12 protein-coding genes and 1 riboswitch are annotated in these 16,283 nt (G+C 53.2%); of the genes, 11 read left to right on the top strand and 1 reads right to left on the bottom strand.

The features are described from left to right. Positions 1 to 133: 133 nt before the first annotated feature. The 3 genes from NYE69_RS16640 to splB all read left to right on the top strand — a co-directional run bounded on the left by NYE69_RS16640 (position 134) and on the right by splB (position 2,679). Positions 134 to 1,279 (top strand): VanZ family protein, encoded by a 1,146-nt coding sequence (locus NYE69_RS16640; protein WP_445744836.1) that lies wholly within the window; start codon positions 134 to 136, stop codon positions 1,277 to 1,279. Between the two features lie 114 nt (positions 1,280 to 1,393). Beyond that, complete coding sequence (locus NYE69_RS16645; protein WP_340927085.1) at positions 1,394 to 1,657, top strand: transcriptional regulator SplA domain-containing protein; 264 nt, start codon at positions 1,394 to 1,396, stop codon at positions 1,655 to 1,657. Further along, positions 1,654 to 2,679 carry a spore photoproduct lyase gene (splB, locus tag NYE69_RS16650; RefSeq protein ID WP_340927086.1) on the top strand — a complete coding sequence of 342 codons (1,026 nt, stop codon included), beginning with the start codon at positions 1,654 to 1,656 and terminating at the stop codon, positions 2,677 to 2,679. Before NYE69_RS16645 ends, splB begins: the two co-directional genes overlap by 4 nt. Positions 2,680 to 2,717: 38 nt before the next feature. Here splB and NYE69_RS16655 read toward each other — a convergent pair whose 3' ends face one another. After that, complete coding sequence (locus tag NYE69_RS16655) at positions 2,718 to 3,608, bottom strand: LysR family transcriptional regulator (protein ID WP_340927087.1); 891 nt, start codon at positions 3,606 to 3,608, stop codon at positions 2,718 to 2,720. Between the two features lie 126 nt (positions 3,609 to 3,734). Here NYE69_RS16655 and NYE69_RS16660 point away from each other — a divergent pair, with 126 nt between their 5' ends. The 8 genes from NYE69_RS16660 to NYE69_RS16695 all read left to right on the top strand — a co-directional run bounded on the left by NYE69_RS16660 (position 3,735) and on the right by NYE69_RS16695 (position 15,909). Further along, positions 3,735 to 5,117 (top strand): MFS transporter, encoded by a 1,383-nt coding sequence (locus NYE69_RS16660; RefSeq protein WP_340927088.1) that lies wholly within the window; start codon positions 3,735 to 3,737, stop codon positions 5,115 to 5,117. Between the two features lie 106 nt (positions 5,118 to 5,223). Then, a riboswitch (cyclic di-GMP riboswitch) is annotated at positions 5,224 to 5,306 on the top strand. 16 nt (positions 5,307 to 5,322) lie between these two features. Then, positions 5,323 to 6,129, top strand: a complete 807-nt coding sequence (locus NYE69_RS16665; protein WP_340927089.1) for a transglutaminase-like domain-containing protein — start codon at positions 5,323 to 5,325, stop codon at positions 6,127 to 6,129. 131 nt (positions 6,130 to 6,260) lie between these two features. After that, the gene (locus tag NYE69_RS16670) at positions 6,261 to 7,400 is read left to right on the top strand and encodes a response regulator (protein WP_316561558.1); all 1,140 of its coding nucleotides are present in this window, start codon (positions 6,261 to 6,263) and stop codon (positions 7,398 to 7,400) included. A 174-nt stretch (positions 7,401 to 7,574) separates the two neighbouring features. Further along, complete coding sequence (locus NYE69_RS16675; protein WP_340927090.1) at positions 7,575 to 8,030, top strand: hypothetical protein; 456 nt, start codon at positions 7,575 to 7,577, stop codon at positions 8,028 to 8,030. A 183-nt stretch (positions 8,031 to 8,213) separates the two neighbouring features. Continuing rightward, positions 8,214 to 12,056 (top strand): collagen binding domain-containing protein, encoded by a 3,843-nt coding sequence (locus NYE69_RS16680; protein WP_340927091.1) that lies wholly within the window; start codon positions 8,214 to 8,216, stop codon positions 12,054 to 12,056. Between the two features lie 180 nt (positions 12,057 to 12,236). After that, a complete protein-coding gene (locus NYE69_RS16685) occupies positions 12,237 to 12,932 on the top strand; it encodes a class D sortase (RefSeq protein WP_340927092.1) in 696 nt (231 codons plus the stop codon). Continuing rightward, positions 12,929 to 13,594: a GGDEF domain-containing protein gene (locus tag NYE69_RS16690; protein ID WP_340927093.1), complete on the top strand. Its 666-nt coding sequence runs from the start codon at positions 12,929 to 12,931 to the stop codon at positions 13,592 to 13,594. Before NYE69_RS16685 ends, NYE69_RS16690 begins: the two co-directional genes overlap by 4 nt. 122 nt (positions 13,595 to 13,716) lie before the next feature. Next, the gene (locus NYE69_RS16695) at positions 13,717 to 15,909 is read left to right on the top strand and encodes an alpha-galactosidase (RefSeq protein WP_340927094.1); all 2,193 of its coding nucleotides are present in this window, start codon (positions 13,717 to 13,719) and stop codon (positions 15,907 to 15,909) included. Positions 15,910 to 16,283 lie beyond the last annotated feature (374 nt).

Consider the following 16,283-nt stretch of genomic DNA (forward strand, 5'->3'; position numbering starts at 1 on the left):
AAATTGACGGACTTTTTGGCTAACTAAAAAGCGGCTTCGAACGTCCTATGGTAAGATAGTTAAGATTTTATGAGCAGAAGGGGTTTAAACTTTGAAATTTGAAACGTATTTGTTCCCTATTTCCTATGCTTTTATGGCTTTTCCTTTCGCCGCGCTGCTGTTCACGTTGCCTTTTCTCGTCGTCCAGTACCGCCGGCACGGGTATATCAACAAAGTGCGGGCGTTCGTCCTGTACCTGTTCCTGCTGTACTTGATGAACGCCGCGTTTCTGATCATGCTGCCCTTTCCTGCCACGCGGCACAATCCGCCGCTCGCCCAATCGGCTGTCCAGCTCGTTCCGTTTCATTTCATCCAGGATATCCTGAAGGAGACCAGCGTCGTTAAAGGAGAGCCTTCAACGTATTGGCGGCTGCTGAAGGAGCGGGCTTTTTTGCAGGTGGCCTTCAACGTCCTGTTGACGGTGCCGTTCGGGATGATCATGCGTTACTACTTCCGGTTTGGGCCGATTCGCTGCCTGCTGCTGTCCTTTTTGCTGTCCCTGTTTTTTGAAGTGACGCAGCTGACGGGCATATTCGGCATTTTTGACAACGCCTACCGGGTGTTCGATATCGACGACCTGATGACGAACACGCTTGGCGGAATGATCGGCTTTCTCGCCGCCGAATGGCTGTCGCGCTTTTTGCCCAGGATCGAGCATCTGGACCGGGGTGTGGATTTGTCCGCCAAAAGGGTGAGCTACACCCGCCGCGGTTTGGCCTGGATGTTTGATGTTGTCATTTGCGCGGTGCTGTTGGCCTTCTGCCACGTGCTGCGGATTCCGGGGGCTTATTTCATCGCGACAGGTCTTTACTTTATGCTGCTTCCATACCTAACCGGCGGCTGCACCTTCGGCAAATGGCTGGTTCGCATCAGGATCGAGGAAGGGGAACCGGCGGAAAAGCGGGATGCCGATGCGGGTTACGCAGCCCAATTGACCCGGGGCAGAAATAAGCAAGGTGATGAAGCGCGGCCGGGAGCCATGTCGATCATCGTCCGCTACGGTCTGCTTTATTGGGGGATCTTCGGCATGAACCGCTTGGTTGCTTTTCCTCCCGGATCGTTGCCGGAGGGAGCAAGGGCGTTATTGGCCATGCTGGTTCTGCTGATGGATATGGCGTTTTTCATTCACGTCGTCATTCAAGTATTTCGCAAAAACTCCACGCTGTTCTACGAGAAACTAAGCCGGACACAGCACAGGATATTATGGAAAAGCGCCGCCTCGAAATCGGAGGGGAAATAAGGTTTTCCTGGGTTGCCTGTTTTTCCACAACGTGGAAAAATAATTGCTCCCGGCCAAGGAAATATTTTTAAGCAGAGGGACAGCTTCACCATTCCATAAAAAGAAGGGGATTCGATGAAGATGTTAGACGAAGCCCGAACCTTTGCGCCGGGAGATATCGTTTACGTGTTTTACCGCAACCCGCATACCCAGGACGTCGCCAACATCCAGGAGGCCGCGGTGGTCAACAACCCAGAGCGGCCGGGGGAGCTCGCCGTTTTTTTGTACGAAACCTATTACCCGTTGACCAGTGAAATGGCCGTATACGCATCGGCGGATGAGGCGGAGCAGGCCTACAGCTACTACTTCGAGGACGCCGCCGAGGGGAGCCTGGAATGAAGCCGTTTGTTCCCAAGCTCGTTTACTTTGAGCCGGACGCGCTGGATTATCCGCTCGGTCAAACGCTGTATGACAAATTCAAGGACATGGATCTCGACATCCGGTACACGACTTCCCACAACCAGGTCAGAAACCTGCCGGGCGAAAGCGATCTGCAAAAATACCGGGTGGCCAAGTCCACGCTGGTCGTCGGCATTCGCAAAACGCTGAAATTCGACACATCCAAACCTTCGGCGGAGTACGCCATCCCTTTTGCCACCGGATGCATGGGGCATTGCCATTACTGTTACTTGCAAACGACGATGGGGAGCAAGCCGTATATCCGCACTTATGTCAACGTGGAGGAGATTTTGGACGCCGCCGACCGGTATATGGCCAAGCGCGCCCCGGAATACACCCGTTTTGAAGCTTCCTGCACTTCGGATATCGTCGGCATCGACCATCTGACCCATACGCTAAGGCGGGCGATCGAGCACTTTGGACAGTCCGAGTACGGCAAGCTGCGGTTCGTCACGAAGTTTCATCATGTCGATCATTTGCTGGATGCGAGGCATAACGGAAAAACACGGTTCCGGTTCAGCGTCAACGCCGATTACATCATTAAAAACTTCGAACCGGGCACCTCGCCTTTGGAGCAAAGAATCGAAGCCGCGGGGAAGGTAGCCCGGGCCGGATATCCGCTTGGCTTTATCGTCGCGCCCATTTACATTCACGAAGGATGGGAGGACGGGTACCGCCATATGTTCGAACGGCTGGATGCCGAACTGCCGGCCGAGGCGAAAGAGGACCTTACGTTCGAATTCATTCAGCACCGCTTCACGAAACCGGCCAAACGGGTGATCGAGAAAAATTACCCGATGACCAAGCTGGAACTGGATGAAGAAAAACGCAGATACAAATGGGGCAAATACGGCATCGGCAAATATATCTATCCGAAAGAGGAAGAGAAGGATTTGAAAACGCATCTGTTCGGTTATATGAAAGATTTTTTTCCGAAGGCGAAGCTGGAGTATTTTACCTGACCGGCGGCCTGCCGGACGCCGGAGGATGGCGGTGCAGCTTACGGCGCCTGAAGCTCCGCGTAATATTCGGCCAAAAACCGGCCGAAGCTGCGGGCCGCTTTGGGGAGATACCGCCGCTCCAGCCAGGCGATCTTGAAGACGCGCCGGCATACGGGGCTTTCGAGGCGCAGCATTTTATAAGGCGGCGTCTCGTCTCTGCGGCATGCGGGCATAAAAGCTACGCCAAGTCCGGCCTGCACCAGGCTGCCCAAAGCGGACGGTTCGTCCACCTCGCAGACGATGTTCGGCGAAATGCCCGCTTCGCGGCAAAATGACGCGTTTATTTTCCGGAACGGATGGCCGGCTTTATACTCGATGAAAGGCTCGCCCGCCACCTCCTCCAGACGGATGCTGCTGCGCCGTTCCAAGGGATGGCCGGGCGGCACCGCCAAAAACACCTCGGCGTCCAGCACCGGCTGCTCGCGGATATCTGGATGATCGATGGAAGCGGCGGTGAAACACAGATCCACCTCGCCGTTTTCCAGCAAATTTACCAACTCCTCCATGGAAGCGGGCGGCGTTTGCAAAATGCGGAAATTCACTTCCGGATGCTCAGTCCGGTAGGCGCTTATAGCGGAAGTAATCCGGCCCAGGTTGTTCGTCGCCAGATGAATGCTTCCCCGTTCGGTTCCCGCCAGATCGGCGACTTCCTTCCGGCCTTCCTCAAGCACGTTCAGCGCGAGATCCACCTTTTTCAAAAACGCTCTGCCGAAGTGGTTGAGCCGGATTTGCCGGCTCTGCCGGTCAAACAGCGGCACGCCCAAATCCTGTTCCAGGCGGGCGATCGTTTTGCTTAGCGCGGGCTGGGCGATATGAAGCTCCTGCGCGGCTTTTGTCATATGCTCCAAGCGGGCGACCGTCTGAAAATATTGCAGCTGCAGCAATTCCATACCGTTCATTCCTTTCTATCAATATACTTCAGTATATGATTTTATAATTAAATATATATTTTTAATTATCAATATGCAAATATAAAATATCTCATAACAAAGGTTTTTCAGGGGGCATGATTTGTTATGAGAAAGCAGGCAGAGGGTAATTCAGCCGAAAAGCTGATCCGTATTTTGGCGTTTACGATGGTGCTCTCGTCGATGAGCGCCACGATGTTTAATATCGTGCTGCCGGAAATTAAAAACGAGTTCCAATTATCCGTGGCACAGGTTAGCTGGGTATCCACCATTTATATGCTGATCTATGCGATCGGATCGGTCATCTACGGGAAATTGGCCGATGTATTCAGGTTCAAAAATTTAATCACGTTTGGCTTGGCCGTGTTTTGTCTGGGCTCGCTCGCCGGACTTGCCGCCCAGGCGTTTTGGATGGTGCTGGCCGGGCGGGTTTTGCAGGCGGCGGGAGCGGCGGTCATTCCGGCGGCGGCGATGATCATTCCCGTCCGCCACTTTCCGCCCGAACGCCGCGGATACGCGCTCGGCATCACGGCAACCGGACTGGCTGTCGGGGGGGCGATCGGACCGGTCGTCTCGGCGCTAATCGTCAGTCTGGTCGATTGGCGTTGGCTGTTTTGCATGCCGATGCTGATGCTTGTCGCCTTGCCGTTCTACCGCCGTTATTTAAGCGAGCAGGCGCCCAAATACGGCAAAGTCGATTGGCTGGGGGCCGGTCTGCTTGGCGGTGCGGTTGCGTTGCTGCTGCTGGGCGTTACTTATGGCCGAGTTACCTTCTATCTGGGCAGCCTGCTCCTGTTCTTGTTGTTTTTTATCCGCAACCGGACTGCGGCTCATCCGTTCGTGGATCCGCAGCTTTTCCGCAACAGAAGTTATACTCTGGGGCTGCTCATATCCATACTGGCGATGGGGATCGGTTACGCGCTCCCGTTCTTGACGCCGCAGCTGTTGGCGGATGTCAACGGACTTGCCTCGGGCTGGATTGGCTTCGCTATGGTTCCGGGGGCGGCGGTGTCGGCTGTTCTGGGCAGAGCCGGAGGCAAGCTGGCGGATGCCAAGGGCAACCCGTTTGTGTTTTGCACCGCGTCCATGCTGCTGCTGGTTTGCTTTACCCTGATCTCGATCTTCGCGGGAGCGGCGGTCCCCATCATTGCAATATTATTGATCCTTGGCAACGTCGGACAGATGTTTATGCAAATTGCCTTGACAGGCACGATTTCGCGGACGCTGGCCAAGGAACAAACCGGGGTTGGCATGGGGCTGTTGTCGATGTCGAACTTTCTTTCCGGCGCGGTGGCGGCCGGCGTCTACAGCAAGGCTGTGGATCAAGGCGGCAGCGTGCATTGGAACCCGCTAAACCTGTTTGCGAATTCCGGCGTGTACAGTAATATCTATCTCATTCTCGCAGCTTTGGAGATGATTATGGTACTTTTTTATTATTTTTACTTTTTGCGAAATGAACGGCTCCGACTGCAAAGTTCGTCTCTCAACTGAGACTAAAGTCGCAAAAAAATATTAAAAATTTTAGATTTTTTCGTCTTGTAGGGCTAACAAATGACGCCTGCGCTTCCGATAGAGATAAAGAAAGACATAAAACTTTACACGATAATGGCAAACCTGTCGAAAGGCAGGGACGCAAAGCTACAGGGCCTGTAAATTTTTTACTGGCAGCCAGTTACCGAAGGAGGTTTTATTTTTTATGCGTAAATTGATGTTTGCAACGTTGACCCTCGTACTTTTATTTGCCGGTTTCGGCGGAACAGGGGCGCGGGCGGCCGAACTTGAGGGCTGGCTCAATAAGGACAACCTATCTCGGGGAGCGGTCACCATTCATTACGACGTGAAGCTGAATGTCAAGACCAAGCTGGTGATCGAGAAAGGGAACAACAAGTATACCTATAATCTGACCTACGGTGCCCAAGAAGAGACGTTCCCGCTGCAAATGGGCAACGGGGATTACACGATCAGCCTGTTGGAACAGATTAAAGGGACTACGTACCGCCTTGTCCAGAAGGATACGGTGAAGCTTGATTTGCAGGATGAGACGCCGGTCTATCTAAGTTCGACGCAAAATGTGAATTGGAATATAGACGGTCTGGCGGCAAAGAAGGCGGCGGAGCTGACGAAAGATGCGGCTACCGATGAAGATAAAGTGAAGGCCATTTATAATTACATCATCAGCACCATCAAATACGACGACAGCCTGGCGTTTACCGCTACATCGAATTACCTGCCGAATATCGAGCGTACCTTGACTGCCAAGAAGGACACCTGCTACGGCTTTTCCTCCCTGTTTGCGGGGATGCTGCGCAGCGTTGGGGTTCCGGCCAAGCTGGCGATGGGGGCTTCCGATTATGTGAAAACGTATCACGCCTGGAATGAAGTTTATATGAACGGACGCTGGGTGGTTATCGACACGACGGCCGATGCCGGCTGGAAGGGAACGACGACCGCTTTTACGATGATCAAAGATGCTTCGAAATATAAGGCGGACAAGTTATACTAAGCCAATTCAATAATAAGACGAATAGGAAAAAAAAGAGCCTTGAACGACTGTTCAAGGCTTCTTTGTTTGGGCGGGATATGCTAATCTTCTTATTAAGGGGAAGAGTAACCAAGCGGGGGAGTCTGGCTCTTATGAGAGTAATACTTGTGGATGATGAACAATTGGCCTTGAATTATATGGAACGGTTATTGTTGAAGCTTGCCGACGTGGAGGTTGTCGGGAAATTTACCGATCCCGTCAAGGGGATGGGCGAAATTCTCCAAGAGCGTGTGGATGTGCTGTTTTTGGACATCAGCCTGCCGGAAATCAACGGTATTGAACTGGCGGAACGGATTTTGGAAGCAAGACCGGAGATACATATCGTTTTTGTCACGGCGTATGATGAATATGCCATAAAAGCCTTTGAGTTAAACGCTCTGGATTATGTGCTCAAGCCGATCAGAGCCGAGCGCCTGGCCAAAACCGTGGATCGGATTCAGGAGCGGCTGAAAGCGGGACAGGAGCAAGTCTCCGGTTCCGAACAGGATATCAAAATATGCTTGTTCAAGCAGGTAACGGTGGAGGCGCGACATGGACAGCCGACCCTTCTGCAGTGGCGCACAACAAAGGCGCAGGAGTTGTTTCTTTATCTCTTGCAGCACCGGGGAAGGTTGGTCCGAAAGTCTACTTTGATCGATGTCTTATGGCCGGAATACGAGACGGACAAGGTCAACTCGCAATTATATACGTCCGTGTACCATATTCGGAAAACGCTTAAGCCTTACGGAGATCATTTTCAAATTGTGAATACGATGGAGGGTTACATCCTGAATACCCATCAGGTCCGCTTGGATATCGACGATTGGGAGGCCAAGCTGGCTGCGCTGCCGGCCGTGTCCGGCGATTCGCTGGACGCATATTTGGAGACGATGAAAATCTACACCGGAGATTATCTGCAGGAATACGATTACTGGTGGACGGAAAGCGAGCGCCAGCGGCTCAAAGCCATTTGGCTTCACACTTCGCTGGCGATCGCCGATTGGTACCTCGGGCAAGAGCTTTGGGAGAAGGCGGGAGCTTACTATCACAACATCCGCACCCTTCATCCCCAGGAAGAGGCGCCTTATTTTGCCCTCATGAAAATATACGCACTGCAGCAGAACTTTGCCATGGTGCACCGTCAGTACCGCGAACTCGCAGCCGTACTGAAGGAGGAACTGAACGTGGAGCCCAGCCACTACATAACGGAATGGTATGGACAATTTACGGAGAAAGCGGGACAGGCACGTTAACGCCGCCCGCTTCCGGCGTTTTTTTATCATAGAACAAGCAATCTTGACCGGCCGTTGGCCGGTTTTTTTGTTCAGAATTTGTATAGACCTCGCGCGTATACTCCGAATGAACCATTTCAGTCGAATTTTCTGCAGCCTTTTCGCAACGTTCGCAATTAAGGGAGTTTTTTGGAGATGAATGTAGTCGGCCATTTCAGGGACGATTCGCGGGGGGTGGAACTGCCCTCGCTGACGGAGATCGAATTGACGAAGCAGGATAAAAGGAAACGGAGCAGGGGTTTCTATATGGATTACCGGGGGAACCGGGTAGGGATCGTAGCTACGCGGCATGGCCCTGTATTTTTTTGCAATGGTCAGTTTTATCTGTTGCAAGAGCGGGAGCGGGACTATCATTTTTCGCTGCAACGCCGGAAGGGCAGAAATTTTTTTCGCTTTGAGTGGCGCGGCGAGGTCAAGCTGAGGTTCGTTTACCCCCTGGTAGTCTATCGGGACGGCCGAAGCCGGGAAACCGACGAAGTTAGCGATTTTTGCCACTGGCTGGTGGAGGCCGTGAAGAAAAAAAATTTCTTTGCGTTTTATACGTTGGGCTTTGAAGCAGGGGATCAGACAACTTTCGCATTAGAACTGTGAGAGCTATTAAAATAATCATAATTTTTGTTGAATTTTTTTATAATTTGTTGAGAATTTGTTCAGAACAACGAATTAAGATGAAAGCGTCGCCCAATTACATAAAACGGACGAGGAGGGAACTGGAAAAAAATCAAGGTATTATAGATGAACACATATGAAGTAAGGAGGGAGCGCTCTAAAAGCATGAAGAAAAAATGGATGGCTTTACTCATGGCCGGCGCGTTGTTCTTTCAAGGCGTCTTTGGTATGGGAGCGGCGCAGGTCAGCGCAAATCCGGATGAAGCTTCCGGCGGAGAGGCTGCGTTCAGTGCGACCGATGCTACATACGGACTGGCTGCCCCTGCAGCTGCGATTGCGGCTGCGGCTGAAAATGTAGACAGCATCATTAAGGGAGTCCTCGTTAAGGATGCGAAGGGGACGGTAATCGACGCGGTTTACAATCCCGCCAATCAGCAGCGTTCCAAGTTGGGAGACGCCGTCAGCATCGAATACGAATGGGAGCTGCCGGATGGACATGGCTACACAAACGGCAGCACATTTGAATTCAAAATCCCTAAGGAATTTAAAATTTTCAACGAGGTAAACGGCAAGTTGACGATCGACGACGGCAGTTCAATCGCCGATTTCACGGTTGGTACGAACGGCGATGTGAAGATCGTGTTCAACGAAAACGTCGACAATTCGAGAGTCTGGGGCACCTTTAAGGTTAATACGGTGCTTAGCGAAGAGATCAAGGGCAGAGCGGATGTGCCGATTTCTTTCCCGATTCAGGGGGGAGAGCAAAATGCTGTGATCAAGCTCGCGCCGAAGGACGGATCGCTCCTGAAAAAGACCGGGATTGCCGACAAGGACAAATCCATCACCTGGACGATCGACGTCAATACCTCGCTCGAGAAGATCGACAATGCGAAAGTATCCGACCAGATTCCGCCGGGACTGAAGCTGGATGAAAGCTCGATCAAGGTTTACGAGCTGCTTCCGAATGTCGACAGAGGGCCTGACTTGGGGAATTTGGTCGAACCTGGCTCCGCAACCTACGGAACGGCCGTTGAACCGGACGGTTCGGGATTCCAGGTCAAATTTAATCAGCCAAGCATCAATTCGGCTTACCGCATTCAATACACGACATTGGTAACGGGTGAGGAAGAGACCGAATTTACGAACAGCGCGAAGTTGACCGGAGACAATGGCGTTTCGAAGGCGGATGATGAGACGATTACGATTACCCGCACGCCGCTTTTCACCAAAAAGGACACCTCCTACGATAAAGAGACTCAGACGGTGACCTGGAGAGTGCAATACAATTATGGTGAAAAGACGATAACCCCAGCCGGCGAAAGGCTGATTCATGACCGTTTCAACAACAGCATGGAGCTGGTGGAGGATTCGGTCAAAGTGCTTAAGCCAGGAACGAACGAACCGGCTGACAGCATCACGTACCAAGTATTTCCGGTGACCGATGACAACGGCAAAAACGGGTTCGATTTGCAATTTGAATCAGAGGTTACTACCGCCTATGACATTGAATATCAAACCAAAGCGATAGACCGCATTTATAAGGATACTCCGGTTACTAATGACATCTATGCAACGGTCGACGGCAAGGAGAGAAAGGGTTCCGATTCGTTCACCTTCAAGAGCGGGATTGGGGTAAAATCATTTGGCGGTGTCGATTACAGCGCCAAGATAATCACCTGGAACATCGTCGTCAACGAGGATAAGCAGCCGATGACGAACCTGGTGATCAAGGATACGTTTACGAGCGGCGGTTTGGAATTTATTCCGAGCAGCGTTAAAGTAACCTCACCGGGGAAAACAGTAACCAGTTCCACATACGATTTAGAGGTTGAAGACCCAACCAAAGGGTTTACTTTAACGTTTAACGAAGAAATTACGGATAAGTACACCATTACCTACAGTACGAAGTTTACTCCGGACAAATATCCGTATCTGAACGAGGCAACATTGGATTGGACGGAAAATACACCTGCAGTTGCGTACCCACTCCAGGCTCCGTTTAAGCCGAATACCGAAACACAGGAAAACGGCCGTAAAGCAGGAAAAAGCTATGATCCGAAGACCAAGGTACTCACCTGGGAGATCGTAGCCAACTATAACGGCAACTCCGTCAAAAACGCGGTGTTGACCGACAAATTAGAAGCGGACCAAAAACTGCTGAAAGATGAAGTGAAAGTTTATAAAGCGACCATAGGGGCTGATGGTTCGGTAGTTCGGGGAACCGAGGTAACGGATCCCGCCCAAATTACCGAGGCGGCGGATAATACGCTCCGCATCGAACTGGGAGATATCAACTCGCCTTACGTAATCACGTTCAAAACCAAGCTGGAGAACGTGCTGGTCGTCGATAAAGTGCCGAATACGGCGGTTATGACCGGAGGCGACGGTAAACTCTGGAGCTGGCACGCCGACTTGCCGATCCCGCGCGGCGGCGAATATGTCAACAAAAGCGGCACGCAAAACGGCGGCAAAATCGATTGGAAAATCGTGATCAACGGAAGCCAATCCTACGTCGAGAACGCAACCATCATCGATACGCCGAGCCCTAACCAGGTTTTGCTTCCCGACTCCTTCGAACTATACGAAGCGGTCGTGAACTCGGACAAGAGCGTGACTCCGGTCGGGGGGAAGCTGACGAAGGACCAGGATTACTTCCTGACGATCAAGACGGACCCGGAAAACGACAGCCAATCGTTTGAGCTTAAGTTTGCCGCAGAGTTCATAGAAAACGCCTACGTTCTGCAGTATTCGTCGGAAATCGCGGTCTCTGCCGACCGGGAAGAAGTAACGAATACGGCAAGCTTTGCGGGCGAAGGTATCAAAAACGTTTCCCAGGAGTCTTCGAACAAGATTCAGGTGCGCTTTACCGACGGTTCGGGCACCGGTTCGGGCCTCCGCGGTTCTTTGGAACTGACGAAGGTCGATAAGGCTGATCCAACCCAAAAACTGGCTGGCGCTACCTTTGAACTGTTGGACAGCGATGGTAAGCTGCTCGGAGAGAAGACCACCGATGAGGAAGGCAAACTGACCTTTTCCAAGCTGCGGTACGACCAAGTTTACAGCCTGGTGGAAACGGGAGCGCCTGCCGGATATCTTCTCAACGGTACGCCGCTGACCGTTAAGCTTGACGAAAAAGCCAAATCGACCGGCGGTGTCACAAAGCTCACGGTTGAAAACGAGAAGCGGACCACTCCGCCGGTGGACCCGGTAGAGCCGAAAGGCAAGCTGGTCATCACCAAGGTCGATAAAGCCGACCACGCAAAAGTGCTGGCCGGCGCCACCTTCGAGCTTCAGGACGAAGCCCGGTCCAAAGCTCCGATTGCGATGACGACGGATGTATACGGAAAAGCGGTATTCTCCGATCTTCCGTACGGCAATTACATCCTGAAAGAAACCGCAGCACCGGCAGGTTATCTGATTGAAGGCCAGGCTGAGCGGCTGATCACGATCGACGCTAGCCTTGAACAAACGGATAACACGCTTGCCATTACGGTAGAGAACCGTAAGCGGACAACGAATCCGAGCAATCCAGGAAGTCCGAGCGATCCGAGCGATCCGAGTGATCCAAGCAAACCAAGCAATCCAAGCAAACCAAGCACTCCGGGCACCCCGAGCACTCCAAACGATCCGGCCGACCCGGGTGTACCAACCATTCCGGGTACGGAGATCAATCCGCCGGTGGACAACTCAAACCCGGACGCCGACGATAATGCCGGGGTTCCGGACGGTACGATTCCGGCTGGCGGAACGGATGGCGGCAAAGCGAAGGGCGGCAAGCCAACCGTGGACAAGCCGAAGAATTCGGAGAAACCGACGGACCTGGAGCTTGACGACGAAGGGAATCCGCTGGGTGGAACCCGCGGCGATCGTCCAGCGGGCGAGGAATTCCCGGGAGTCAGCGTCCTGCCGAAAACCGGGGAAGGCAGCCCGTTGCCGTTCCAAGCGGCGGGGGCAGCCCTGATCTTGTTGGGATTGCTGCTGAGAAAGAAATACTTGCAGCGCAAATAGCATAAACGCCGAGGGGGCATCTCCAAGAATCTGAGGACGATTTTTGGGGATCGTCTCCTTTGCTTTTTATGTTCAGAAATTGTTGAGATGCTGCTGATATAATATAATACGTTGTGCAAATTGGAAGTAATTGTATTAAGGTGAATTGGAATACCGGGTTAACGATAAGGAGCCGATCCTATGCGAAAGCTGTCTTATTTATTGATTTTGCTCGGCATTGCCGTGATCGTGGCGCCGATGCTGATGGAATGGCAGGCGGACCGCGAGCAGCAAAGGCTGCTGGCGGAGGCGGAACAGGCGCGGAAACAGCGGGAAGCCGCGGCGATGAGCCGCGAGCTGGCCGCCGGTTTCGAGCGGCTCTCACATTTGCTGGAGGAAGGGTCCTCCGCCGCCGATTCCGAACCGGCCGCCGCCCCGCAGCTTATGACGGTGGACGGGAAAACGTCGATCGCTATGATCGAAATCGCCGCGATCGATGTAAAGCTGCCCGTCTTGGAAGGGGCCACGAAGGCTAACATGAAGCACGCGGCCGCGCATATGACCGAAACGGCGCCGCTCGGCGCGGAGGGGAACGCGGCGATTGCCGCCCACCGGGCGCGTACAAAAGGCCGTTTGTTCAACCGCTTGAACGAAGTCGAGATAGGAGATAAGATCGTCATAACTACCGAATCTGAACGCTACACCTATGAGGTTTATAAAATCTCGATAGTCGAACCGACGGAAGTCTCCGTCCTCAAGCCGAACGGGAAGGATAAAATCCTGACTTTGATCACATGCGATCCTCTGAAAAATCCAACCCATCGTCTTATCGTTCAAGCCAAGATGAAGCAGGTTAATGTGCCATTAAATCGTGATATGGTTGGTGAAAAGGGATGAGTATTACGGGTTCTTATATTATATACGGGGTAGGCTGTGTATTGCTGGCCGGCACCGTGCTCTATTTGCGGTCTTTGTATTCGGAGATTGCCGCGCTCCGGGTGCTGGCCTACCGCGATCCGGTGACGGGTTTGCTGAACCGGAACGGGCTGGATCATTTTTGGACCAAATACAAAGGTAAGGAAAACCTCGCCGTTCTGAATCTCGATCTGGATTGTTTCAAGGAAATCAATGATACATACGGACATCAAGCGGGCGACCAGCTGCTATGGGAAGTAAGCCGGTATCTGGAACAGTTGACGAATAAGAACCAACTCGCGTTTCGGATCGGAGGGGACGAGTTCCTGTTTATCATGAAAAATTGCGATCCGAACCAGGTGAAGATTATGGCCGGATTGCTCCTGGGTCAAATCTCCAGGCCTTATTATATTGCAGGAAGGGATATATCCATTACGGGAAGCATCGGCATCAGCATTTGCCAGGGGCACCGGGCCGAAAGGACGCGCATGATGCAGGAAGCCGACGCCGCGATGTATCATGCCAAACGGCTTGGCAAAAACCGCTATTGCGTTTTCGGCGAGCGGGTGCTCCCGGAAGACCTCGTTCAATCCAACCCCGGCGTTAATAAACCGTGGCGCCAAACACAATTCAATCTCCGATAAAACTCACAAAAATCCATATAGAAGATCACTTTATTATCGTTACTCCTCCCGGATAAGATAGTAGAATGGAAAAAGAGCATACAAGAAAAGTCAGATTAGCACATTTCCAGGAGGACCGCGGAATGCCTATTTTTTTCGATGAAGCTAAAGGCCTTTTCCATCTGCAATCCCGCAATACAAGCTACATGATTCAACTGGTCCGGGGGTATGCCGCCCATGCGTATTTCGGCGCCAAGCTGCGCCAGAACGGCAATCTCGATGAACTGTTGACGTTTAAGGAACGGGCTTCCTTCAGCCCGAATCCGCTTCCGGAAGACAAAACGATCTCGCTCGATACGCTGCCGCAGGAATATCCGCAATACGGCACCGGCGATTTCCGCAGCCCGGCGTACCAAGTCCGGCTGGCGAACGGCGCCCGGGCGACCGAGCTCGCTTACAAGTCGTACCGGATCATTCCGGGCAAACCGGCGCTGGAGGGGCTGCCGTCCGTCTATGTCGAGCGCGAGAGCGAAGCCGAAACGCTGGAGCTTGAGCTGTTCGACGCGGTGTCCGGGCTGACCGTGTATTTATGCTATACCGTCTTTGAAGATTTTGACGCGATCGCCAGATCGGCCCGGTTCCGCAATGACAGCGGCGAAGCGATGCAAATCGAACGCGCGCTGAGCGCCTCGGTGGATTTTGCGGACGCGTCTTACGACGCCTTGTATTTGTCCGGCGCGTGGGCGAGAGAACGCCACGTGCAGCGCAGACGGCTTGCGCCGGGTCTCATCGGCATCAGCAGCCGGAGAGGGGCCAGCTCGCACCAGCAAAATCCGTTTCTCGCGCTGCTGCGGCCGGAAGCCGACGAACGGCAGGGCGAAGTATACGGCTTTAGCCTGATCTACAGCGGCAATTTTACTGCCGAGGCCGAGGTGGAGCAGTTCGGGACGACCCGTGTGTCGCTGGGGATCAATCCGTTTGATTTCAACTGGAAGCTGGCGCCGGGCGAAACGTTCCAGACGCCGGAGGCCGTGCTGGTCTATTCGTCCGAAGGGCTGGGCGGCATGTCGCGCACGTTCCACCGCTTGTACCGGACAAGACTTTGCCGCGGGCAGTTCCGCGATCAGGAGCGTCCGATTCTCGTCAACAACTGGGAAGCGACCTATTTCGATTTCAACGCGGATAAAATCGAAGCGATCGCCAAGGCGGGCAGCGAGCTTGGGATCGAGCTGTTCGTGCTGGACGACGGCTGGTTCGGGCACCGGGACAGCGACAACAGCTCGCTTGGCGACTGGTATGAAGACCGCCGCAAGCTGCCGCAAGGGCTTGGCGATTTGGCCCGCCGCGTGAAGGAAACCGGGCTGCAGTTCGGTCTGTGGGTCGAGCCGGAGATGGTGTCGCCGGACAGCGAGTTGTATCGGGCCCATCCGGATTGGTGCCTGCACGTGCCGGGACGGCGGCGGACCGAAGCCCGCGATCAGCTCGTGCTCGATATGTCGCGGGAAGATGTGCGGCAGTATTTGTACGAGCGGTTGAGCGATATTTTCTCCAGTGTGCCGGTTTCCTACGTCAAATGGGACATGAACCGGAACATGACGGAGGTCGGTTCGGCGGCCAGCCCGGCGGAGCGGCAAGGGGAAATCGCCCACCGTTACATCCTGGGGCTGTATGAGCTGCTGGAGCGGCTAACGAGCGAGTTCCCGCACATTTTGTTCGAAAGCTGCTCCGGCGGTGGCGGCCGTTTTGATCCTGGCATGCTCTATTACATGCCGCAAACCTGGACGAGCGACGATACGGACGCCGTGGAGCGCCTGAAAATCCAATACGGCACGAGCATCGTTTACCCCGTATCGACGATGGGGGCCCATGTTTCCGCGGTGCCGAACCACCAGGTGGAACGCACGACCTCGCTTAAGTTCCGGGGAGACGTGGCGATGTCCGGCAATTTCGGTTATGAACTCGACCTGACCAAGTTTACGGACGAAGAGAAGGAAATTGCCAAGGCACAAATCGCCATATATAAGGAAATACGCGGTCTCGTGCAGCAAGGGGAGCTGTACCGCCTGAAAAGTCCGTTTGAAGGCGGCGAAACGGCGTGGATGTTCGTCAGCCCGGACAAAAACGAAGCGCTGCTGTTCTATTTCCGCGTGCTCGCCGAACCGAACGGCCCGCTGCGCAGCGTCAAGCTGGAAGGGCTTGACCCTGCCAAGGACTACGCCGTAGTCGGCAACGGCAAAGTGTACGGCGGCGACCGCTTGATGTCGGCAGGGTTGTCCGTCGCGTCGGTGAGCCGCGATTTCAGCAGTATGATGGTGCGGTTGAAAGCCGTGCACTAAATAAAAACCTGAAGGAGGCGAAATGGCTTCCTTCAGCTTTTTTTAGCGAGAATGGAAAACGTTCTTGATGGTGACAGGAGTATGTAGATCGGCTTATTCCGAGGCATACCGGGATGCGAAATTTGCTTTCGAAGATCAACACTCGCTGTCCGGACGCTTTTGCATGATTATCCCGTTTGATCAGGTAGCAGAGAAATAGACAAGCTTGGGAGAAGAACATATTTTGTGAAGAAGCAGATAGGATCGAGATAAATTAGATGGGCATAGGAGAAGAAAGCAGGTTTCGGAGAAGTAAGGCAGATCGGACGGGAGATGAAGGACCGGATGCGGGGGAACGAAAAGACCGTGACATTGCTGTAGCTTGAACTCTTCCG

Origin of the sequence: Paenibacillus sp. FSL R5-0527 (assembly GCF_038008055.1) — a bacterium.
Classification (GTDB): domain Bacteria; phylum Bacillota; class Bacilli; order Paenibacillales; family Paenibacillaceae; genus Fontibacillus; species Fontibacillus macerans.

Coding starts and splice junctions, on each gene's coding strand:
- splB (WP_340927086.1), top strand. CDS start 1,654: ATGAAGCCGTTTGTTCCCAAGCTCGTTTACTTTGAGCCGGACGCGCTG.
- NYE69_RS16655 (WP_340927087.1), bottom strand. CDS start 3,608: ATGGAATTGCTGCAGCTGCAATATTTTCAGACGGTCGCCCGCTTGGAG.
- NYE69_RS16675 (WP_340927090.1), top strand. CDS start 7,575: ATGAATGTAGTCGGCCATTTCAGGGACGATTCGCGGGGGGTGGAACTG.
- NYE69_RS16660 (WP_340927088.1), top strand. CDS start 3,735: ATGAGAAAGCAGGCAGAGGGTAATTCAGCCGAAAAGCTGATCCGTATT.
- NYE69_RS16670 (WP_316561558.1), top strand. CDS start 6,261: ATGAGAGTAATACTTGTGGATGATGAACAATTGGCCTTGAATTATATG.
- NYE69_RS16640 (WP_445744836.1), top strand. CDS start 134: ATGGCTTTTCCTTTCGCCGCGCTGCTGTTCACGTTGCCTTTTCTCGTC.
- NYE69_RS16690 (WP_340927093.1), top strand. CDS start 12,929: ATGAGTATTACGGGTTCTTATATTATATACGGGGTAGGCTGTGTATTG.
- NYE69_RS16680 (WP_340927091.1), top strand. CDS start 8,214: ATGAAGAAAAAATGGATGGCTTTACTCATGGCCGGCGCGTTGTTCTTT.
- NYE69_RS16685 (WP_340927092.1), top strand. CDS start 12,237: ATGCGAAAGCTGTCTTATTTATTGATTTTGCTCGGCATTGCCGTGATC.
- NYE69_RS16695 (WP_340927094.1), top strand. CDS start 13,717: ATGCCTATTTTTTTCGATGAAGCTAAAGGCCTTTTCCATCTGCAATCC.
- NYE69_RS16645 (WP_340927085.1), top strand. CDS start 1,394: ATGAAGATGTTAGACGAAGCCCGAACCTTTGCGCCGGGAGATATCGTT.
- NYE69_RS16665 (WP_340927089.1), top strand. CDS start 5,323: ATGCGTAAATTGATGTTTGCAACGTTGACCCTCGTACTTTTATTTGCC.